19 protein-coding genes are annotated in these 22,967 nt (G+C 44.4%); 7 read left to right on the forward strand and 12 right to left on the reverse strand.

The genetic code is table 11. The features are described from left to right. Positions 1-23: 23 nt before the first annotated feature. The 5 genes from V6W81_RS23690 to V6W81_RS23710 form a co-directional block, all read right to left on the reverse strand. Complete coding sequence (locus V6W81_RS23690) at positions 24-944, reverse strand: carbohydrate ABC transporter permease (RefSeq protein ID WP_145049674.1); 921 nt, start codon at positions 942-944, stop codon at positions 24-26. Between the two features lie 24 nt (positions 945-968). After that, complete coding sequence (locus tag V6W81_RS23695; RefSeq protein ID WP_338540573.1) at positions 969-1,898, reverse strand: ABC transporter permease; 930 nt, start codon at positions 1,896-1,898, stop codon at positions 969-971. 78 nt (positions 1,899-1,976) lie between these two features. Then, positions 1,977-3,449 carry an ABC transporter substrate-binding protein gene (locus tag V6W81_RS23700; protein ID WP_338540574.1) on the reverse strand — a complete coding sequence of 491 codons (1,473 nt, stop codon included), beginning with the start codon at positions 3,447-3,449 and terminating at the stop codon, positions 1,977-1,979. Positions 3,450-3,728: 279 nt separating this feature from the next. Beyond that, positions 3,729-5,246 carry a response regulator transcription factor gene (locus V6W81_RS23705; protein ID WP_338540575.1) on the reverse strand — a complete coding sequence of 506 codons (1,518 nt, stop codon included), beginning with the start codon at positions 5,244-5,246 and terminating at the stop codon, positions 3,729-3,731. A gap of 1 nt (position 5,247) precedes the next feature. Next, positions 5,248-7,077: a sensor histidine kinase gene (locus tag V6W81_RS23710; protein WP_430700917.1), complete on the reverse strand. Its 1,830-nt coding sequence runs from the start codon at positions 7,075-7,077 to the stop codon at positions 5,248-5,250. Positions 7,078-7,289: 212 nt separating this feature from the next. On the opposite strand from V6W81_RS23710, the gene V6W81_RS23715 reads away from it, so the two are divergent. Further along, positions 7,290-10,046 (forward strand): endo-beta-N-acetylglucosaminidase, encoded by a 2,757-nt coding sequence (locus tag V6W81_RS23715; protein WP_338540576.1) that lies wholly within the window; start codon positions 7,290-7,292, stop codon positions 10,044-10,046. Between the two features lie 182 nt (positions 10,047-10,228). On the opposite strand, the gene V6W81_RS23720 is transcribed toward V6W81_RS23715, so the two are convergent. Together V6W81_RS23720 and V6W81_RS23725 are read right to left on the reverse strand one after the other, a co-directional pair. Then, positions 10,229-11,764, reverse strand: a complete 1,536-nt coding sequence (locus tag V6W81_RS23720) for a helicase DnaB (protein WP_145049662.1) — start codon at positions 11,762-11,764, stop codon at positions 10,229-10,231. A gap of 596 nt (positions 11,765-12,360) precedes the next feature. Then, complete coding sequence (locus V6W81_RS23725) at positions 12,361-12,654, reverse strand: YuiB family protein (protein WP_128103429.1); 294 nt, start codon at positions 12,652-12,654, stop codon at positions 12,361-12,363. Positions 12,655-12,920: 266 nt separating this feature from the next. On the opposite strand from V6W81_RS23725, the gene hemQ reads away from it, so the two are divergent. After that, positions 12,921-13,667 carry a hydrogen peroxide-dependent heme synthase gene (gene hemQ / locus V6W81_RS23730; protein ID WP_145049660.1) on the forward strand — a complete coding sequence of 249 codons (747 nt, stop codon included), beginning with the start codon at positions 12,921-12,923 and terminating at the stop codon, positions 13,665-13,667. 88 nt (positions 13,668-13,755) lie between these two features. On the opposite strand, the gene V6W81_RS23735 is transcribed toward hemQ, so the two are convergent. Beyond that, positions 13,756-14,004: a hypothetical protein gene (locus tag V6W81_RS23735; RefSeq protein WP_145049658.1), complete on the reverse strand. Its 249-nt coding sequence runs from the start codon at positions 14,002-14,004 to the stop codon at positions 13,756-13,758. Further along, positions 14,001-15,194, reverse strand: coding sequence for an NAD(P)/FAD-dependent oxidoreductase (locus tag V6W81_RS23740; protein WP_338540577.1), 1,194 nt, complete (start codon positions 15,192-15,194; stop codon positions 14,001-14,003). Before V6W81_RS23740 ends, V6W81_RS23735 begins: the two co-directional genes overlap by 4 nt. Before the next feature lie 567 nt (positions 15,195-15,761). On the opposite strand from V6W81_RS23740, the gene V6W81_RS23745 reads away from it, so the two are divergent. Both V6W81_RS23745 and V6W81_RS23750 read left to right on the forward strand, forming a co-directional pair. Next, positions 15,762-16,763, forward strand: a complete 1,002-nt coding sequence (locus V6W81_RS23745; protein WP_338540578.1) for an NAD(P)/FAD-dependent oxidoreductase — start codon at positions 15,762-15,764, stop codon at positions 16,761-16,763. 119 nt (positions 16,764-16,882) lie between these two features. Beyond that, entirely contained in the window at positions 16,883-17,134 is a 252-nt protein-coding gene (locus V6W81_RS23750; protein ID WP_338540579.1) for a hypothetical protein, read from the forward strand. Positions 17,135-17,156: 22 nt separating this feature from the next. Here V6W81_RS23750 and V6W81_RS23755 read toward each other — a convergent pair whose 3' ends face one another. Together V6W81_RS23755 and V6W81_RS23760 are read right to left on the reverse strand one after the other, a co-directional pair. Then, positions 17,157-17,300, reverse strand: a complete 144-nt coding sequence (locus V6W81_RS23755) for a sporulation histidine kinase inhibitor Sda (RefSeq protein ID WP_024632651.1) — start codon at positions 17,298-17,300, stop codon at positions 17,157-17,159. Between the two features lie 353 nt (positions 17,301-17,653). Next, complete coding sequence (locus V6W81_RS23760; RefSeq protein WP_307217816.1) at positions 17,654-18,313, reverse strand: YheC/YheD family protein; 660 nt, start codon at positions 18,311-18,313, stop codon at positions 17,654-17,656. Positions 18,314-18,550: 237 nt separating this feature from the next. Here V6W81_RS23760 and V6W81_RS23765 point away from each other — a divergent pair, with 237 nt between their 5' ends. Together V6W81_RS23765 and V6W81_RS23770 are read left to right on the forward strand one after the other, a co-directional pair. After that, positions 18,551-18,805: a hypothetical protein gene (locus tag V6W81_RS23765; protein ID WP_056702393.1), complete on the forward strand. Its 255-nt coding sequence runs from the start codon at positions 18,551-18,553 to the stop codon at positions 18,803-18,805. Between the two features lie 26 nt (positions 18,806-18,831). Next, positions 18,832-20,358: a Ppx/GppA phosphatase family protein gene (locus V6W81_RS23770; protein WP_338540580.1), complete on the forward strand. Its 1,527-nt coding sequence runs from the start codon at positions 18,832-18,834 to the stop codon at positions 20,356-20,358. Here the strand turns inward: V6W81_RS23770 and ppk1 are convergent. Then, positions 20,318-22,399, reverse strand: coding sequence for a polyphosphate kinase 1 (gene ppk1 / locus V6W81_RS23775; RefSeq protein WP_338540581.1), 2,082 nt, complete (start codon positions 22,397-22,399; stop codon positions 20,318-20,320). The two genes, V6W81_RS23770 and ppk1, sit on opposite strands and share 41 nt — an antisense overlap. 248 nt (positions 22,400-22,647) lie before the next feature. Here ppk1 and V6W81_RS23780 point away from each other — a divergent pair, with 248 nt between their 5' ends. Then, positions 22,648-22,875, forward strand: coding sequence for a hypothetical protein (locus tag V6W81_RS23780; protein WP_145049648.1), 228 nt, complete (start codon positions 22,648-22,650; stop codon positions 22,873-22,875). Positions 22,876-22,967 lie beyond the last annotated feature (92 nt).

Genomic DNA, 22,967 nt, shown 5'->3' on the forward strand with positions numbered 1-22,967 from the left:
TCCAATCCTATCGAGTGATTCGGTTATTCTTTGACTGCTCCCACTGTCAATCCTTGCACGAAATAACGCTGGAAGAACGGATAAGCGAATATAATCGGCAATGTTGCGAGCACAACCATCGCCATCCGGGACGTATCCTGTGGAATGGACTGCATCGCTGCCAGACTCATTGAACTGTTGGCCGAGTTTTGCTGGATAAACTGGATGCTTGATTCAATTCGCATCAGCATCGATTGCAGAGGAACCAGATTAGGGTTATCGATGTACAAGAGCGCATTAAACCAATCGTTCCAGTAACCGAGTGTACTAAACAGTCCAATGGTCGCAAGACCTGGCAAGGACAACGGAATCACGATTTTCATAAATGTATAAAATTCGCCTGCACCATCAATTCTTGCTGACTCAATAACGGCATCCGGCACACTCGTAGAGTAGAATGTACGCAGAATCATAATGTAGAAGGCGTTCATCGCAAGCGGCAGTATGAGTGCCCATACGGTATCCTTTAGTCCAAGCAATTGGGATACAACCATATAGGTCGGGATCATCCCGCCGTTAAACAACATCGTCAGAATCGCAAAAATGGAGAAGAATCTCCGATAACGGAAGCTCTTGCGTGAGATTGCATAAGCATACAGAGACATCAGAATTAGACTGATGATCGTACCAAGCACGGTCACCAAAATAGTCACACCATAAGCACGTAGCAATGTGTCGCCACTCTGCCAGACAAACTGATAGGCCGCTAGGCTCCACTCTGCAGGAATCAGTCGGTACCCGTCACGAGCCAGCACCTTCTCGTCCGTAAACGAGATAATTACGACAAAAATAAACGGAAATACACACATCAGAGCGAATAGACCGGCAATGAGGTTCATTATCACATTCCAGCCACTGGATACATGGTGGAAGTCGCGTTTTTTTACAAGTTGAGCTTGAGCCATAATGGTTCACTCCTTTCCCGTGTTCTAGAATAAACTGCTATCTTTATCAATTTTGCGAACGACATAGTTGGAGATGATTACAAGCACAAAGCCCACAACGGACTGATATAATCCCGCTGCTGTACTCATTCCAATCTCTCCGCTTGTTTTCAAGCCACGATAGACATACGTATCAATAACGTTCGTAACCGAGAAGAGCGTACCCGAGTCCCTGGGCACCTGATAGAACAGTCCAAAGTCGGCATAGAAGATGCGGCCTACGGCCAGCAAGGTCATAATGGTAATGATCGGTGACAGCAATGGGATCGTAATGTTGCGAATCTGCTGCCATTTGTTCGCTCCATCAATCATGGCTGCTTCATACAGCGAACGATCAATCCCCAGAATAGATGCCAGATACACGATGCTGTTGTAACCAATGGTTTTCCATAATGCGACGAAGATCAGAATATACGGCCAATACTTAGCTTCGGAGTACCACTGAATCGGCTCCATTCCAAACCAGCCAATAATCTGATTCAACATCCCTCGATCCATGCTCAGGAAGCTGAAGACGAAGTAACCAACGATAACCCAGGACAAAAAGTAGGGAAGAAACATCCCTGTTTGATATAACTTCGCCAGCCGTTTATTAACGAGCTCCGAGAGTGAAATGGCTAGCCCTACTGCAAAAACCAGTCCTAAAAAAATAATGGCGATATTATAAAAGAGGGTATTTCGCGTAATCAGCCATGCGTCATTCGTGCTGAATAGAAATTTGAAATTGTCCCAGCCTACCCATTCACTCTTCATCAGACTTGCCCAGAAGCCTTCGCGACTGACTCGATATTCCTTGAAAGCAGCCACCGTGCCCACGAGTGGAAGATAAGAGAAGAAGAAAAACCAGATGGCACCAGGCAGCACCATGAACAGCATGACTCGGTTTTTAATCAGATTTTTCAAAAATGTAGTCATTGTGGATATCCTCCTTCAAGCTCTGAATAAAAAAAGATCGGACGCGATATGCAGCCGCCCGATCCTTACGAATTACGCTTACTTGTTTTCCGCTCTCCAGGCGTCCAGTTGGCTTTGGGCTTCAGCCATTACTTTCTCCAGTCCGGCTTGATTGAATTTCTCAATCACTTGATCCAGATTGGTTGCCGGGTCTAGTGTACCTGTCATCAAAGCTGCCCAATATTGCTCTTTCACGTTCTGTACTGCCGTAAGTTCAGCAGATACATTGCTTGCATCAAAGTTGAAGCTGAGGATTGGAGAATTCACACCTTCAGCATTAAACTTTTTGAACTCATCCCATTTGTTGTCCGGGTCATTGCTGTTCAGATACAGCAGCATGTTATTCCCGAGGGAGTATGAAGGCATATCGTAGTTTTTCGATTCAGGCAAGTTCTCCATGTGGGTGTCATCTACTTTTTTGTAATGCGTGCCCTCGATTCCAGAGTCAACCATGTTGCGAAGAACCGGATCTGTATTCAAAAGGTTCAAGAATTCCATCGCTTTCTCTGGATATTCCGAGTTCGCTGAGATTGCCATAATCGATCCTTGTACCGATGTATTCGTAATAATTGCATCACTTGCTGGTGTGGAAACGACAGGATATCCATAACTTGCAGACCATTGGTTATCTGCCATTGGTTGTGTCTGTGCACGATCAAGGAACCAGTTGCCGGATGTCGTGAGATCGTTCGTTGATCCCGTCGTTGCAGCTTCTGGAGACACATAACCTGCCTTATAGTATTTATTCATGGTAGTAAGTGCTTCTTTCATCTCAGGTGTTTCTAAGACATTCACGATTTTGTAGTCTGTCGTGTCCAATTTGACTGCCATTGGAAGGTTCTGGATGACATAGTCATATGGCACATAAGGGACGTAGTTCTTATCCATAGCAAACGGTGTAACACTTGGCTCATTTTCCTTGATCGTTTTGAGCAGAGGCTCTAAACTGTCTAATGTTCGAATACCGGAGATATCCAGCTTGTATTTATCTAGTAAGGTCTGATTGAAACGCCATACCTCTTGCTGTGGCAACTCTTTGTTGGCTGGAATGCCGTAATTGTGTCCATCTACCTTGGAACCACTAAGGAATGCCGGATCGATTGTATCCATCAGCTCTTTGCCGTATTCAGGAAGCAGCTCATCTAGCTCCATGAACGCACCTTTTCTCGCATTTAGGACATAATCGAATCCTCCAGAAGCAGTAAACAGAATATCCATTGGTTCACCAGACGCTACGTTAACCTGCATTTTCTGCGGATAATCACCCCAGTCAACCATCTTCATTGTCACTGTGGCATTAATCTTCTCTTTGGTGTACTTGCTAACTTCCTCCATAACTTTATTAACATCCTTTTGCGGTGTACCAATGGTGTACCAGATCAACTCGACCGAGTCATCTCCCGCTCCTCCGGATTCTGAGGCCTCTTTGCTCCCCCCGCATGCACTAAGAACAAGCGTAACAGCCATTAACAATGCAAGAACGAGTGAGAAACGTTTTTTTGATTTACTCATTTTTATGACCCTCCCTTTTCGTGTTCCCTTCAGCGTTACAAACTAACTACATTAACCTTATCGAATGAAAGCATTTACAAAAAGAAGATAAACTTAAGGTTTCGAGGTACAAATTAAAGAGAAACAGATCATATCATTCAATTTTTCCTCATTTTAATAAAACGCTTACACAAAAGAGACATGCCAGGTAACATAGGGCACCTCATTCTTTTCATGCCACTGTTTATCTGAATGTCTCTTTTATTCTGTCACTTCGCAGCTTAATTCTCTAATTCTGCATTACCCAAACACCTTAAAATCAGTCGGTGAAATTCCCACATACTTGCGGAATTGTTTGTAGAAATATCCGGTCTCCCAATACCCTACATTCCGGGCGATCTCATGAACCTTCAGATTGGAATTGCGTAATTGCTCCTTCGCACGTTCAATCCGGTACTTATTGAGGTATTCAGCAAATGTCTCACCTGTCTCCTTATGAAACAATTGCCCCAGATACACGGGATGCAAATGATAATGGGCTCCTAGCAGCTTCAAGGAGAGCTCGTCTGCGTAATGTTTGTCGATATGCTGAAGCACCTGATTCACGATCGGATTTTTCAAATCCTGTAGCAAGGATTGAATGGTCTTTAGACCCACCTGCTGAATGGCTAACACCAGTTCATCAAAGGTATCACTATCTAATACAAGACGAAGCCCCTCTTGATACATCGCCGTTTCATCCGAATGTTTAATCGCCTCTAACTCCATTTTGAAACGAATAACTACTTCCAGTGCGGTATTCTGAAGCTCCCCTGGCGTAAGTCCATCACGGTGTTGTTCAAAATCTGTGCGAATGCGGTTAGCAAGCTGTTCGACATTGCGGGACAGAATAAGCTTGGCATAATCCCTCCAATCAATAAAGAACGTAGCTGCCTGATTTTCACATTTGTCTAACACGGCATAATCAATAATTTTCAGATCGGGATAGATCATGACATACTGAAGTGCTGTCTTGGCATCTGCATAACTGGACGGCGCATGATATAACCCTTGCATCAATCGTCCCATCCCGATCCGCAGTGCAGGATGTGTTACCGAGATTGCTTGATATAATTCCTTTATCCTCTCCATCAACTTCTGCTCATCATCTCCATCAACATTGGCGACAATGACAACATCTCCATCTATATCATGAAACACGCTGAAATAAGGCTTCTCCCTTAGCAACTGCTCTACTTGTTCAAATACGTCTGAGGTTGACCCTTGATCCTTGTTACGCAGGATGGCAACAGCAACATATGAGGCTCCCAGCGAAATGTTCATAAACCGAGCACGTTCCTCAAATTCAGTATCTGCAATCTGCCCTGTTAACCAGCGGTGCAGGATATTGTCCTTCAGAATCTGGATACCATAGGCGTCATTATTTAGTTTAGGTGAAACGGCACGATCTAGTTTGGAAGCCGTATTGGCCAGTGTCGATTCCAATTCTTCCACATTAATTGGTTTAAGCAGATAATTCTCAATGCCAAGTTTCATGCCTTCTTTTAAGTATTCGAATTCATTGAAACCACTGAGAATAATCACTTTAACCTCAGGCTGCAGTCGTCTTGCTTCGCGAATTAGATCTAAGCCATTCATCATGGGCATCGATATATCCGTAATGAGAATATCCACAGATTGAGAAGATAGTGCCTCGAGGGCTGCTTGCCCATTTCCCGCATGGTTCACAATCTCCATCCCGAATGAAGACCAGTCCACAATATCGTATAACCCTTCAATGATGAATGGCTCATCATCTACAATAAATACTTTATACATATTACACACCTGCCCTTTCTGTATGTGGATAACGCACCGTGATTCGTGTGCCTTCTCCGAAAGTGCTCTCAATCGTAATTCCGAACTCGGGCCCGTATAAGTAGCGCAATCGACTATGGACACTTCGCAGTCCAAACATCTGACCTGACTCTTCGGGACGCTCCAACTCTTCCATGATCTCTGTCAGGCGTGAAGGCTCAATGCCCTTTCCGTTGTCCCTGACCTCTACCTGTACGATATCGCCCTTCTCTTGCACAACGATGGATAACCGATTGTCAGAGCGTTCTGTACGAATTCCATGAACGACATAATTTTCAATAATTGGCTGTAGAGAAAGCTTGACCACGGGATGCTGATAAAAAATAGAATCCATCTGGATTGTATAGATGAATATATCCTTGTAGCGGATACGAAATAGCTCCAGATATAGACGGCAAGCCTCCATCTCATCCTTCAATGTGTAATTTTTCTTCTGTTGTACCAAGCTCTTGAACAGTACAGATAAGCTGTAGATCATCTCACCCACATCTTTAGCCCCCTGAGATATGGCTCTCATCCTAATGACTTCGAGCGTATTATAAAGAAAATGCGGATTAATACGTGCCTGTAGCGCGACGAGCTCGGTCTCCTTCTGTTTGATCTCAGCTTTGTACACTCGCTCAATATATAGGTTGAGCTCGTCCAACATATCGTTGAAACTATGCGAAATTTGTCCCAGCTCATCATCCCTTGCATCATCAATACGCGCTTGCAAATTCCCGTATTTTACTTTTTGAGTAAAGCGAATAATCCGCCGGGTACGCTTCGCAAAGTTGATAATGAAAAATGCGGGAACGAGTACAGCGAACAAAAGACACACGATACTAATGGAGACGATGGTATTTCGAATCCCCGCGTAAGCTTCAGCCATTTCTTCCACAGGAACCGTGCCAATGACCACATAGCCCTGATCTGCCGAGACGAACTTATTGACATACATGTTCTGCTCTTTTTTCATCTCGTCCATATCTGTCTGGTCAAACAGTGAATCAGCCATATTCACATAAGGGTATTTCTTCCCGTAATAATTGTTATTGGAGTCAAATAACACGGTGCCTTTGGCTGATAGCACCACGATGTCTCCCTTTAGATTGCTGTCATAGTTATCGAGCGCATTACCGATTCCTTTTGAATCAAAGAACACGAGAAACTGCCCGAGATTGCGAAGCGTATGCGAGTCATTAATCGGAACACGAATGGCATACAGCGCAGGATCCCATTGCTTGATCTCTTTACGAATCCATAGATTCGGGGCACTGATATTAGGCGTTTCCATCGCCATCACGTCAGGGATATAAGAGTGAGCAGCATTGGTGCTCAGCTTGCGGAACGGTTTGTTTTGATTAAAGACAGACAAGTCCTGCTGCTCAGCACTGTATAACATCAGATGATTAATCTCTGCATTGCGATCCATGATATTCTGAAAATGCTTAAGCACATCTGCCGAATAATCATCTTGATTGGCATAATAACCATTCGTTAAATGTTGAACATACTCCGCATATGTGTGGTTCATCAGGTAGGTGATATTGGTGGATAACGCCTCATTCTGGTGCATGTCCCTCACCATGTTCTGCACCGCTTCAAATTGCTGATGAATGGTTCGATCCACATGCTCCATCGCGGCTTTCTGAATGGCCAGCTCCCGGCGAATCGTCGAATCAGATACAGATAGAAAGATAAGATAAGACAGCGTTATGATCGTAACAATCGAAATCATCGAGAAGATTAACAGCATTTTCATAAACATATTATTTTTGAAGAAATTATTGTAAACGCTAACAATTTTCAAGTCACGAGTTCCCTCCGATGCTGTTTTTCTGTATTGAATTATATCATTCGCCCCCTGACATAGACCGGACACCTTGAACTTTTCTTTAATTTATACATGTGTTTCTTTAATTTCGCCCTATTTGAAAACGCTTTTATGCACTATCGTTAACCATAAGTTTAGCTTTCTGTAAAAGAAAACCTTACATTCATTCCACTTGAAGGAGGAACAGCATGACACGTAAAATCAAACCGAAGGGCTTTATGCCCAAAGTAACGTCCATGATGCTCACAACCGCACTACTCGGACAGGTTCTAGCCTCGTCTGTGTATGCAGGAGACACGCTCCCTTATACTGGCGAAAGTGCCAAAGGGGTTAATCAGCCCTATCAGCATGGGTATACCGCTGCTCAGATTCTGAACTGGACACCCGAAAGTGATATCTATGGAGAACTACTTCGTGCCCATGTTCCCTTGCAACCGCGGAATGAGTCATTCGCTGCCACACAAGCTTATCCCGAACTTAGTCCGGACACCCAACTATTCACGATGAGTGGTGATTATGGTAATGCGTTCTTTGATAGCACGCCATATACCAACGAATTCAGTCAATACCTCTTTAATTATTGGCAATATACGGACTACTACAGCTACTGGCACGGCATGGCGTCAGCTGGAGTTCCTGAAGAGTTGTACGACCCAAGCAAGGAATGGACGGAAAAGTATTTTGAATTTGGCATTCTGAACATTCCCAACCCAGCTTACACCAACGCAGCTCATAAGAATGGCGTGAAGTCCATTGCCAACATCTTTTTCTCCGATAATGACCGTGGCCCTCAGACGTATAAACAAATGCTGATCCAAGACGAAAACGGTAACTTCCCTGTAGCTGAGAAATTAGCCGAGATGGCGGAATACTACAACTATGACGGATATTTCTTCAATCAGGAGGAGGTTGCCCGTGGTGTAGCTCCAGAGGACATCCCATCGTACAAAAAATTCATGAAGTATCTAAGAGATCAAGGATTATATGTGCAGTGGTACGATTCCACTATTAATACAACTGGAAAAATCCAGTATCAGAACGAATTCAACGGACTCAACAGCCCTTTTGTCCAGGATTCGATTCTAGGCAGAGTCTCTGATTCCATCTTTTTGAATTATGTGTGGAACCACAATATGCTTCGCGATTCACGCGACCATGCCATCAGTCTAGGACTTGATCCACTGGAAACGGTATTTGCCGGTGTCGAAGGTGGACATGACAAGTTTGGACGCTGGAAGCAATCCTATGATCTACGTAACAACTTGGATGAGAACGGCCAACCGATGAACAGCATTGCAACTTTAGGTGCGGACTTCACCCATAACGCGCTAGATGAAGAGATGGGCGACGGTAGCACCAATCATCGGGCAGAGGATGAGTACCAATGGATGACCTTTGTTCGTGATCGTGCTTGGTGGTCTGGTCCGAATCAGGATCCTACGAATGCACGACGCAACGCCACAGCTAACCTATCGGATGTGTATGCATCTGGTGCCAACTGGGATGGTATTGCCGCATACCTTACCGAGCGCTCTGTCATCGACGGCTCCAACTTTGCAACCAGCTTCAATACTGGGCACGGCCTACAATATTATCTGAATGGTGCTGTATCCAATGATAAAGAGTGGTCCAATATCAACATTCAAGACATTCCTGTCACCTGGCAATGGTGGATGGATAGTCAGGGTAGCAAACTCAGTGTAGATTTCGACTATGGTCCAACCTATGAAAAAGGCGCTAGATATAACTATGACGCCATTGGCGCATTCAAAGGTGGCAGCTCTCTTGTGGTAAACGGTACACTCAGCGCAGACAACTTCCTTCGTCTGTATAAAACTGATCTTTCCGTCAACGCGCAATCGAAACTGGATCTGACATATAACAAGCCGTCTACTGATGATGCTTCCTCTCTACGCGTAGGGTTAATCTTCCAAGACGAACCCGAGAACGTAGTCTACGTTAATGTCCCTAATTCGGGTAAACGTACCGCAGGCTGGGAGACTGTTTCACTGGATTTAAATGCATATCAAGGTAAGACGATTGCCGCTTTCGGACTTTCCTTTGATCCGAACCATGCAACCATTGAAAATTATCAGATGAACATTGGTCAGATCCGAATTACGGACGGTTCAGCGATTGTACCCGACGCTCCAACTGGATTCCATATTACCAAAGCGCTAACCAACACCGATGAACTGGTCGTCGCATGGGACATAAAGGATTATTCAGAGGTCAAACAATACAATATATATGAAAATGGTGTGTTTGTCGGCGGTGTTTATGATTCCACGTTTTACATTAAATCACTGAAACAGCGGTCTGGTGAACTATCCATACGAGCTGTTGGGGCAGACGGTACCGAGAGTGAAGCAGCCGTTCTACCTTATAATTTGAATACTGCAGTTCAAGATATTGACGTGAAGTTCCAGTCGAACGGTGATGCTGTCGTCAGCTGGAAGAAACCTAAGAAATCTAAAGGTAATGATTCCATCCAGCTTACACTGGAAACGGAATATACCAATGAACCTTTTACTAAGACACTCCAAATTAAAAATAGCAAACCATCTGCCAAACTGACAGGACTTCCGACCAATGGGGAACATTACGTATTAAATATCGCCGTTGGCGATCATGCTCCGGTAACCTATACTGGCAAACTAGCAGATCTCCAGGTTACTCCGTACCCTAAAGATAAAGTTACGATAAAAGACGGCAAATACACACTTGCCCTGCCTGACTTGGAGGACTGGTACAAAATCTATGTGTATGAAAATGGGGTAGCACGTGAATTCGGAGTCACTTATGTTACGCAGAAGTTCCCGTATATCATTCGAGGTAGAACAAAGCTCAGTGAACTGACCTTCACCCCTTCATCCAGTAGTAGCTCATTGAAGCTGGTTATTGAAGACTACGCAGGCAATCAGGCGACAACAATTCTGAGGTAGCATGATATGAGATTGTCTGAGATATAGATTCAGCACACCTGCATCAACGTCAGTGAAAAATACAGCCCTTCACTTCCACCAGGAAGTTGAAGGGCTGTATTGGCTGCTCTCGGAGTATGTCAGGTCATCTTTCTCAAGCGACCCGCCTTTATCCATATCTATTAGAGACTAAACACGCGCTGTTATGAAGTGCCTTTTTGTTTATTCGCCTGCATCTGCTGAGCGAACCTCATCATCTCTTCAAATTCTTCCTCAGACACGGCATCGCCGTCGGCTGTCATATCTTGCACAATCGGAATTTCCGGCTTGGCTTTGGCTCCTTTGCCGTATGTACGGGTACGGGTCCCAGCTGCACCAGCAGCCTGCTTGCCTTTCACCTTCGACTGATCGCGAATATACTGAACCGCCTTCTCGTACGAATTCACTTGCTTCAGCAACATGTTGGACGCGATGGCCTCAACAAAATTACGGTTGATCCGTTGCTCACCGCCAGAGACAAGCAGCTGCATCAAGTAATGAATCAGTACATTAATGACTTCTCCCGGCAACTTGTAGCTTAGATCAATTTTCTCGAAGATATCCACTAGATTATCCGGTACGGCTCCAGGAAAGAATGTCTGAAGAAGCCGTGTATATGGTTCGTTACGCAACATCATATTATATTGGTGAATGTCACATTTGGTTGCGAATTGTGGAGGGACTTCAACGTAATATTCCATCTGTACCACGTGCTCTACAGGTGGTTCCTCCGAATCGTTCTGCTGTTCTGGCTCATCCATATGCTGGCGAAGTGCAACGACCTTCGCTGCCTGCACGGTCTGCTGTTCCTGACGTTTCTTCGTCTGTCTGAACTGCAAACTCGCCTTATGCTGAAGATCATCTAGAAGTAACTGTCCCTGTGGACTGAAGATATCATCTTCATCCAATAAACGGCATACATCCTGCACACTGAGATTGAACTTGTTCACAACATAATTCACGATGCCAAGCTGTTCATGATCAAATCTCAGTTTCTCCACATGACGCCGATTCACAGATTCGCGTGGAAAACGTAAAATAATGTCGGCATAATTCAAACTGTTCTCTTCTGCAGCAAGGGTTGTCCCGCTACGCTGAGCCGAAGTAGATACTTCGGACAAGGCTTGCTCCAACTCATAATCAATGACATGGGTATTGAGTTCAAATATATCGTAAAAAGGTACGGAAATATTCTCTTTATTCGCTGCCGGATAAGGCGCATCGCCATTCTCTACTGCAGAGAATCCAGAACGCAGGGAAAGCACGGCAAACTTGCCAATTTTGTCACGGAGCAGCAGTGTCAAATGCTGTGTACGGAAAAATTCCGAGGGCGACAGTGGTGGCTGTAGCTCATATTCATAAATGTAATCATCATTTTCCGGAATATATAAACGCGAGGTCTGAAGCAGACCTACGGCTTCCAACTTGGAAGCTTGTTCAATCAAATATTTACGCCCCTTCTCACTGGGCTCAAGCCCGAGTGTCATGAACAATCTTCGTTGTTGTTCAAGGGGGGAATAGCCAACCTGTTCACCGGGAAGATGCTGAAATAACAGCCGATACAAGCCAACCGCAAAGGCACCTACCATTGGCTGGTACGCTCCGGTAAGCATACGGTCATCCAGGGCACTAAGTCCAAACTCCCTGTATACGCAGTATCGATGATGTTCAGTATAATGCAGCAGATTCTTCATGCGCATGGCTTGATCTCCTTCTCCCCAAAAGTCATGTTAAAATATGTGTTCAAAAGCGGATCTTTCGAACAACGCCAAAAGTGTGTTTATCTATTCTATCACAAATATAGAATGATCAAATGTTCAAAAACAGGTAAAAAACGAACCCATTCTCGCTCCGTTTCGTCCTACGTCGACATCATTCACGTTTTCGTAGAGTTGCTAGAATAATATAAAAATCAAATGGTGACAATACAAACGAACATCTTGAGAACATGCTCTTCCATGTGTATGGAGTTGTCTCCCTTCACTATTCCACATTTTTAGAGGTTGTTCAAAAAGCCCGCTTTTGATTACGAAGGATGCGCGAGCGGCATCTCAGCGTCGATTATGGGATTCAGCCGAAATATCCGTTGCTCACGTAGCTCCATCTACGCTCCGCTACTCCATTTCTACCTTCATCCCATCTTCTCGGTACTGAAAACCGACCTTTTTGAACAGGATCTTTAGCCAAGCCAAAAAGCCCCACCTTTCGCCCACGTAAGCGGTTACGACAAAGGTCAGAGCTTTTCATCTACATCCGTATTCAACGCTTCCTGATCGTTCTCTTAAAACAACATCTCTTAGAACATTTTGTACCCGCCTAGACGGAGTTTACGTATGGTCCAACCACTGATGACTGCTCCAGCAAGTCCAGCCACACCTGTAAGATAATCTACGATCTGAAATGATCCTAGATGTGACGTAAGCGGCACAGTCTGATCCCATAACGAATACACGACCACAGGCAGAATGACGATCACAAACAAGTATGAGGGAAACCAGGTTGTCTTCATCAACATATTCAGAATGAAACCGATCCCGAACATCATTACGAAAAATAATACCATTAATACCAGCACAGGTATAAACTGCATCGGGTGACGTTCACCTCATCTTTCGACCGACTCGTGTTACTGTCTAACTCGTAGTTAGTTTACCGTAAAAAATGTGGCGAAGCAACGAACTTTCTGGACAAATTTTCCTATCTTCACGTTCTGTTCATTTGCCCTTCTGCTTCTTGTTGGGATACAATGTAAACGATTAAGAACTTAACCATCCCTTATTATGCGTGTTCAAAGCAGACTTTTGAGCAACCTCTTATAGGGATTTGGAAATATATTCTGCAGGAGGAACAATACCCATGAACGAAGCAGCATCAACTCTAGAGGGCTGGTACGCCCTGCATGATTTCAGATCTATTAACTGGGCCGCTTGGAAAGCAGCCGACGACGAGGAGCGCGCTGTCGCTCTGGACGAGCTTCAAGAATTTTGGAAAGAATGGAAAGAGGTCGAGGATTCATCCAAAGGAAGCACCGTCGTGTATACCGTTGTTGGACAAAAAGCTGACCTGGTTATGATGCACCTGCGTGAGACACTGGAAGACCTGAAGGCGGTTGAAAATGCGTTCAACAAAACGATGTTCGCTCAATATACGACTAAATCTTATTCCTATGTCAGCGTAGTTGAGCTTAGTAACTACCTTGGCAAGGAAGGCGAAGATCCAATGCAGAACCCAGAGATCATCGCTCGCCTGAAACCTGTCCTGCCACAACGCCAATATATTTGCTTCTATCCAATGAACAAAAAACGCGAGTTGAATGACAACTGGTATATGCTGTCCATGGATGAGCGCCGTACGATGATGCGCAGTCACGGCATGATTGGTCGCAGCTATGCAGGCAAAGTTAAACAAATTATTACCGGTTCCGTCGGGTTCGACGATTGGGAATGGGGCGTTACCCTCTTTGCGGACGATGCATTGCAATTCAAGAAACTCGTATACGAGATGCGTTTTGATGAAGTAAGTGCTCGTTATGGTGAATTCGGCTCCTTCTATGTTGGTAGTCTGCTGAATGAGTCTTCACTGGAAGAGATGTTGAAACTGTAAAATACACAAAGCACCGCGAAGCCATCCTTCATCAGAATGGAACGCGGTGCTTTTATTTTTTACTCGTATCGGTTGTAAGCTACACGATTCAATCCTCATCATCAATCGCTTTCAATGACTCCAGAAACTCAGCCGTTGCACGATCTCGGTCACGGCTCTTCTCCTTAAGGCGCTCGATTGCAGGCAGAATAAGAATATCTACTTCTTTTTGCACGATATAGGCTAGATCATACTGATTCTGATCCTCCAGATACCCCCCAACCTGCATTAAGGCGTTATACCGATCCAGCTCATCCCGTGTTAATAGCCCTCGAACTTGAACACTGCAATGTCTCATCCAAAGAACCGCCCTTTCTTCAGAACCAGGGGAATGCCACCAATAATAAACAAATATCGGAGATCAACCAGCTTCTTCAGCTGTGCTGCCTTCCAGCCTTTATATTTCTTTTCGCCTACAACAGCAATTGCTTCACCTTTTCCTAGGGATGCCACCGTACCTTTGCTCGTAAATACAAAAGGCTGCCGCTCTTTTTTGCGAATGGCTGCAACGACATTAATCGCACAGTTCACTCCCTGCTGCATTGCAATTTGAGCTGTCGGAGGATAAGGACGCCCTTCCTTGTTGAATACCAGCGAGTTATCTCCTATCACATAGACATCCTCATGACCCGGTGCACGCAGATATTCATCCACCTTTACCCGTCCACGCATAACTTCAAGACCTGCCTGCTCCAACAATGCATTCCCTCGAATACCACCCGTCCAAACGACGGTAGCAGCATCGATCTTTTCCCCTTCGCCAACAATAACTCCGTCAGGTAGACACTGTTTGATCGGAACGCCGATCTTGAAGGTAACTCCTTTTTTCTTCAGCACGTTCATTGCATGCTCGACAAGTTCCGGATCGAAGCCCGGAAGAGCCGAAGGCGCTGCTTCCACATTATAAATGTGCACATTTTTGGGATTCACGTCGAATTCTTTGCACAACTTAGGGATACGATCCGCAAGCTCAGCTACGAATTCGACACCACTGAAGCCTGCCCCACCTACAACGAAGTTGATTCGATTACGTTTGTTGTCATTTTTGTACATGGCAAATTGATACTCAATATGCTCACGGATCAATCTGACCGAGTTAATGCTGCGAATAGTCATTGCGTGATCCAGCATACCTGGAATGCCAAACGTCTCGGGTTCACCGCCTAGACCGATAATAAGGTAATCATAGGATAATGTACCGTCCTCTAAAATGATCTTGCGATCCTGTAAACGAATCTCTTTCACATTCGATTTGACCAAATCAATTTTGAATTCATCGATCAGCTTCGAAATGGAAACCCTTGCGTGTTCAATTGTATCTGTACCGGCTGCCGGCATATGTAGATGTGTAGTTATATAATGATAATCATGCCGGTTCACTAATGTGACGTCGGCCTCGTTATAATTTAATTCTTTCTGAAGCCTTTGGGCTGTCAGGATTCCGCCATAACCCGCGCCAAGGATGACGATTTTGGGAATACTGCTCATGTCTTTACCCCTTCCGGTTTCGCTCGCATCAGCCATTCGTGTGGATCATTACAACATGCATTTAATTAAAAATATGGATGAGGTCTTATCCATTATGACGACAAATGTTAACTTCGCGAATTTATTTGAATTTTTACTCCAGCATTCTACAACAATTTATATTGTCATGCGAAAATTGTATTTTAAATGGAATAACCACTTATGAAGCTCCACAAAATTGTGAAATTATACACAAGATTCAACATGTTGTACTTATTCTTCAACTCACAAAAAAAAGAAGATTATATTAGACAAAAAAACACATAGTACAGGTCAAGGATATCTGTATTTCTGGTAAAGATCAAGGGTTTTTTTGTTATTTTTCATAACCTTTCATTTCCAATTTCACCCTATTCTCATGTGATCTTCATCATTTCTTCTCAGATTAGTGATGCAGCTAACTTTGCAACCCAGAATACACCGTTTATAATAGGAAAGACAGTTTGGTACCTACGCTGGTTACAATATGTATCGTGCATATTTCTTCCTGCTAACTACCTATTAAAATACGAAAGGTGTTGTTGATTGTTGACTGCACAAACTAACGGTCATGAAATGACTGATTTACTTATTATTGGTGGCGGCCCTGCAGGACTATTCGCCGCATTTTATGGTGGAATGCGTCAAGCTTCCGTTACTCTGGTTGAAAGTATGCCCCAGCTGGGTGGACAACTTGCAGCTTTGTATCCGGAAAAGTACATCTATGATGTGGCTGGATTCCCAAAAGTCACTGCGCAAGAACTTGTAAACAACCTGATTGAGCAAATGAGTCACTTCAACCCGAATATCCGCCTTGAAGAAAAAGTGGTATCCGTGGAGAAAAAAGAAGAACAGCATTTCATCGTAAAGACCGATGAGAATGAATATCATGCCAAAGCTGTTATCATTACAGCAGGTGTAGGTGCATTTGAACCACGTCGTCTAGAGCTTGAAGGTGCTGCGAAGTTCGAAAAAACGAACCTGCACTACTTCATCAGCGATCTGAACGCCTTTGCTGGCAAAAAAGTACTCATCAGTGGTGGTGGAGATTCCGCTGTAGACTGGGCACTTATGCTCGAGCCTATTGCAGAGCAAGTAACTCTGATCCATCGTCGTGATAAATTCCGTGCACACGAGCACAGTGTAGAGAACCTCATGAACTCTAAGGTTAATGTGGTTACACCTACCGAGATCACTGAGCTTCATGGGGATGAAACGATCACTAAGGTTACGCTTGCTCATGTCAAAACGAAGGAAACTCAAGAAATCGAAGTAGACAATGTTATCGTTAATTTCGGATTTGTGTCCTCCCTCGGTCCAATCGCAGAATGGGGTATTGAGATTGATAGCAACTCCATCGTTGTTGACTCACGGATGGAAACATCAATCCCAGGTATCTTCGCAGCCGGCGACATCACAACGTACCCTGGTAAGCTTAAACTGATTGCCGTAGGATTTGGCGAAGCACCAACCGCAGTCAACAACGCCAAGGTATACTTCGATCCAGATGCTAAATTGTCCCCAGGACATAGCAGTAACATGAAACGCTAATTCCGTTCCGACAGACCAAATAAATCACGTTCAAAAATACAGCAGACTTTTTGAATAACATAAAAGCCACAAAAAAGGGTATCTTACTCCTGAACACTACATATTCAGGAGGGATACCCTTGTCTTATATATGCCCGCTGTGTAACGGTCTGGTTGTACCGGAGCAGGCTTGTCCCCACTGCCTTCAGGGACTATCAGAATGCGGCAAATTAAACGACTACACCGGACCATATAGTCCTTATGCGACTTCAATTACTTCCAGCACTTCAGATGAAGAAGGAAGCCGTTGCATTCATCTCATGTACTGTCACCACTGTCAGACAGGCACTTTACAGCCTGTCGCAATGTGGGACATGTCCGGAAACCTGTAAACATTGCCTGCAATGAGGATCTCTAGTGAAGAATGGCAGATACGTCAGTACCCAGTTTGCGCTTATGAATTTCTGCCAAAAGCAGCGCGATGAAATCTCTCTCGAGATCAAGTTCAATCGCCTTATGGTAGGAATCCAACAACATCTCATCGGATAACATAGCCATTTCCCGCCACAACCTTTCCTTTATTTTCCTCAAAACTATCATATCAGAGATTCATATAGAGAACAAGCGTTCTGTTATCCACAAGGTTTTGTGGAAATCCTGTGCATACTTTGTTGATAAATGGTAAAAATGTTGATTAAACAACGTGGATAATGTGGACAGTATTTATGCACAGGATTCATCCGTTTCTACCAGAACGTTTAACATCGAATTTTTTTGGCAACAATTCATAGTTTCAAGAGTAGTTGCGTGTAATTTACCCGAAGTGATGTCATTTCAAACGTTTTTTTCGCGGTTTTATCTATTAAATATTATCGGATTCACATTTGGATTTATTTAGTGTTTTTCACAATTCATTGGGGTCTGGTATTTACTTCAAGAATCCATATCTTTCCACTGTGATCTAGACCATAATCAAACCCAAGCTGTCCTACCCCTGGAAATTGAACTTCCATGATGCGTGTACAGGTGAGGGTTAGTGCGCGCATTTCACGACGTTTATGTCTGCTTGAGATATGAGGAAGTGAAAGCTGTAGCGCTCTTCTGCCAGACAGCATGGTTCCTCCCTTGCTTAAGTTGGTAACGCACAGCCCCGGACGAGCCAAACGTCCCACTACTGCTCGAAAAACCCAACCTCGTTCGGTCTTAACTACTTTCACCCTGTAATCTACAGGTCTACCTTGAATCGTAGCTAAGTGGATTCCTTGTTGGATCAAGTATCTGCGTTTGGCTTTTACTCGCATTAGAGAACGATACATCTGACCGTAATTGGTAAATGATCTTGTTACTTTCATATGGGTATAACGATAACTTCCACCGCTTGTGGATACTCTGATTACACCGTAACCTCCTCCACCCACAATCGGTTTAATATATACCATGCCATAACGGCCAAGCATAAGTTGTAGATTTCTTGCATTGAACGCCATCGTCTGTGGAATATGAACGGCTGCTACTGGGTATTTCAATAGGGCTGCTGTCTTTAGCCACTTGCTAGCAAGTTGTCTCGACATCTGCTGATCTCCTTTCCTGTGCCATGGTTCTTCTTTATACATACTCAACAGGAGATCTCTTTTCTTGGATGTCTGTCCAAGGCTAAGGCCCCTTTTATAGTGAAAAAGTCTAAAGGCTTGTTCAAGGAAACGCACAGACGCCCGGGTTGCTTTTCAAACGCTTCAATCTGTCGTATGCTACTAAAGAATGGTTTAGCAAGGCTTAAATATGAGGGTCTAAGGAGCGTTCAGAAGAAAATGGAGTCATTTTTCAAATCACTATATGGCGTAGCCTATGTTGCAATGTCCATCGTTCTGGTAGCTGTAACTATACTGCTGTTTGTAACAGGCATTCGACTGTTTATGAAGAAACGTAACCGCGGCTTTGCCCTAAGCTGTATTCTATTTGCTTGTTTTATCGTCTTCATCATTGTTGTCATGCTAACTACGCCCTTCTCCGCCACGCCTCCAGGCTCACCGGAAGCTTTGGCTGCCCTGCTTCATTTCGGGTAGAACACCTCTAATAGAAGGAGATGCATATGAAAGAAAACGAAACGCTTGGCATTATCGATATTGGCTCGAACTCGATCCGCCTCGTCATCTACGAACTAGATCAAGATGGAGCATACCGGAATATCCATGAAGATAAATATGCTGCTCGCCTGAGCAATGCAGTTGAAGCAAACGGACAGATTCATCGTCCTTCATTGGACAAGGCTATTACTGTCTTGAAGCAATTCAAGGCAAAATGTGAAGCATTCCAAACCAATCGTATCCGCGCCGCGGCTACCGCAGCTATTCGTAATGCTACGAATGCTCAAGAGATTATAGGTTGGCTCGAACAGGAAACAGGACTCGAAGTTGAATGTGTATCCGGGGATCAAGAGGCTTATTACGGTTTCCTTGGGGTTATTCAGTCTATTGATCTGGCAGATGGTTATGTCGTGGATATTGGCGGCGGCAGTACAGAGATCACGGTATTTCGAGACAGAAAACGACTACATAGCATCTCCCTTCCCATCGGTGCTGTAAACTCCTATGCACGCTACGGTGGCGAGGATACTTGGTCAAACGATCATATTGAGGCACTATGTAATCAAGTTGCTGAGGCACTAAACGAACATGATTGGGTAAGACAGCATCCTGGACTTCCCTTAATCGGTCTTGGTGGCACCATGCGTACCTTGGCCAAAATTGAGCAAAAGCGAACGCAATATTCGCTGCCTGTAACCCATCACTACGAAATTAGCGCTACTTCTATCGATAACATGTGCAAATCCCTGCCTCATCTCACTTCAGCACAGCGCAAAAAGGTACCGGGTCTAGCCAAGGATCGAGCAGATATCATCGTTCCAGGTATTCTTATTCTACGCACGGTCTTCGATATGATCCAAGGGGATCATTATGTGGTTAGTGGAGCAGGCTTGCGTGATGGAATCCTTCGAGATTTGATGTCACCGCTATGTCCAGAGGCAACCAATGCACTGGAAATCAGCGTTCGTAATTTCATCCATTTTGGCCCCCCGGTTCCTGAGAAGCATCTGAAACGCGTGCACCAAGATGCGGTTGTTCTATACCGTGCCTTAAAGGGGGACGCTCCTGAACCAGCGGATGCACGGATTCTATATACGGCCGCCATGCTGCATGGCGCAGGTAAGCAGATCAATTATTTCCGGTATACCCAGCACTCCTCCTACTGGATTATGAATGCAGGGATTTACGGACTTTCTCACCGAGAGACGGTGCTGACTGCAATTGCAGCTGATTACCATCCCAAAAAAAGAACGCCCCAATTGCTGAATAAGCATAAGGACATTCTCAATGATTCAGATGAGCGTCATGCCCATCGACTTGGCTCGATTTTACGTGTATCGGAAGCCATTAATCGCTCAGAGAGTATCTCTGCTGTTACGGCCACGACAAAAAACGGCTCGCTGCAGATGCATTTCATCTGTGCAGCAGAGCCGTTAATGGAACTCAGCGGTCTAGAAGACGCCCTCAAAGATCTGGAAGAGGCTTGGGGAGTTACGTCAGTATACTCCATTCAGCAGGCTTCCAAGGAATAATACCCATTGCCTCCGTCTGACTTCTCAGCGGGGGTTTTTCGTTTTTTACAAATACGTAGTTGCCGCCAGGCATCAGCTCTCTTGCCTTAACGTTATCATTAAGAGATAAGTTCAGAATGTCGACCAGCATTCGCTTCAATTCCGGATCAAACACCGGACACATCAATTCAATTCTACGTTGCAGATTCCGTGTCATCCAATCTGCACTGGAGAGAAATACATCCGGGTTGCCGCCGTTCTCAAAATAGAACAACCTTGAGTGCTCCAGGAAACGGTCTACAATACTGATCACGCGAATATTCTCACTCAATCCCTCTACCCCAGGACGCAAACAACATACGCCGCGCACAATGAGGTCAATCTGCACACCCGCTTGAGATGCGATATACAACTCATCAATCATATCCTGGTGAGAAAGCGAGTTGATTTTGGCAATGATGCGAGCCTTACGCCCTTGCTGAGCATGTTCTGTTTCTCGGCGAATCAGCGCAAAGAGCTCATCCTTCATGCCGTCCGGCGCCACTCTAAATGCTTGTAAGGCCTTAGGTCCAGAATATCCGGTAATTTCATTAAATAGTCCTGACGCATCCTCACCGATAACCGGATTAGATGTGAACAACCCTACATCTGTATATACTTTGGCGGTACTCTCGTTATAGTTACCTGTTCCAACGTGAACATAACGCCGCACGCCATGTTGTTCCCTTCGCACCACAAGAATAATTTTGGCATGGGTCTTCAAACCAACCAGTCCATAGACCACATGGCATCCGGCTTTCTCCAGCTTACGAGCCCAAGCAATGTTACGCTCTTCATCGAAGCGAGCCTTCAACTCTACCACGACCGTAACCTGCTTCCCACTCTCTGCCGCTAAAGCTAGCGCTGGTATTAAGCGCGAATCACCGTTAACCCGATATAATGTCATTTTGATCGCCATTACTTTTGGATCTTCTGAAGCCTCCAATATAAAATCGGTAACAGGCTCAAACGATTCATAAGGATGATGAACAAGCACATCCCGTCTGCGCAATAATTCAAAATGGCTTTCACGCGGAAGAAACTCTGGCGGATACACCGGTTTAACAGGGCTATATTTCAGATGGGTGAATCCTTCCAAACTATCCACAAATCCTGCCAGGAAACTTAGGTCTAGTGGTCCATCAATCTCGTAAATCGGATCTTGGATCTCGAACTCTTCCTGCAACTCGTCGAGAGCATCTTGTCTAAAATCCTTGCAGACCTCCAGTCGCACCGGTGCTCCCCGGCGTCTACGACGCAGTTCTTTCTCAATCGCTTCAAGTAAATCTTCAGCCTCTTCTTCATTAATGGATAAATCCGCATTACGAGTCACCCGGAACTCTTGTACAGCAAGCGGTACATATCCGCTGAAGAGCGTATGAATATGATGCTTGATTAGATCTTCAATCAGAATGAACGTTTTCTTTTTACTATTGGCTCGAAGCGGAATAGGCACAACCCGTGGCAGATTAGAAGGCACCTGAACAATCGCCAAGAACGGCTCGTCCTCTTGCTCCCCTTCCTTCTGCAGCATCACAGACAGATATACGGATTTATTGTGTACCAATGGAAACGGACGACTCTGGTCAATTGCCATTGGGGTTAATACAGGAAAAATGATCTCGTGATAATACTGATCCATCGCACGCTGCTGCGTCGCATTCAGATCAATATATTCTTGTAAAACGACGCCTTTTTTGGCAAGGAGACGAATGAGCTCCCGATAGGTTTTATACTGCTCGGTAACCATAGCCCCTGTTCTTTTAATCAATCTTCGATATAAACCAGAAGGGGTATACCCTGAGAAATCTTTTTGCGTATATCCAGCCTTGATCTTTTCTTTGGTCTCCGCTACCCTTACACTCATGAACTCGTCCAAATTGCTGGCGACAATACCGAGAAATCTTAAACGCTCCAATAAAGGAGTTGTCTGATCCTGAGCCTCTTGAAGTACACGTCGATTGAATTCGACCCAACTTAAATCACGGTTAACATAGTTGCCTGTTTTGATATCTCTATGCATGAATGCCCCTCCGAATATGTTGCATATCAATCCTTGGTTAGATGTTCTTCACTAATTGTACTATCCGTGATTGGATATAAGCGTCAGCGCAATGTAAATGCAGTGTAAAATTTATGTAAATGATACCTGATTAACCGAACTTTTTCCATCCCTTTACAAAGATCAGCAGACAGAGTAAAGTGATGTACAGTGTGAAATAGGTCGGCAATTGTCCTCTTACAAATAAGCATATCTTAAAGGAGTATATAATGAAATCGAACAAACCAAGAACGTTACAAAAAAATATAGAATTTTTCACTGCAGCCCTCTCCCAATGTGTCGTAACAGCATGGCAAGAGGATCCAGCAGGCGTATACTGTGAAGTTGGTCGGGGAATCGTCGAACGCATTAGTGAAGAGAGTGTACGTATTCGCAATGATAATGGTACAAAGAGTCATTATGCGCGCGATATTACGATGTTCCAAACGGAGAAATAATACTCTGTTGAATGGATCATCGCTGGATTGCCAATGGTGTCATTAGACACTTCGTGAACCATAGCAGATATTTGGAATATTTCCTAAAAAAA

It is taken from the genome of Paenibacillus tundrae (assembly GCF_036884255.1).
Taxonomy (GTDB): domain Bacteria; phylum Bacillota; class Bacilli; order Paenibacillales; family Paenibacillaceae; genus Paenibacillus.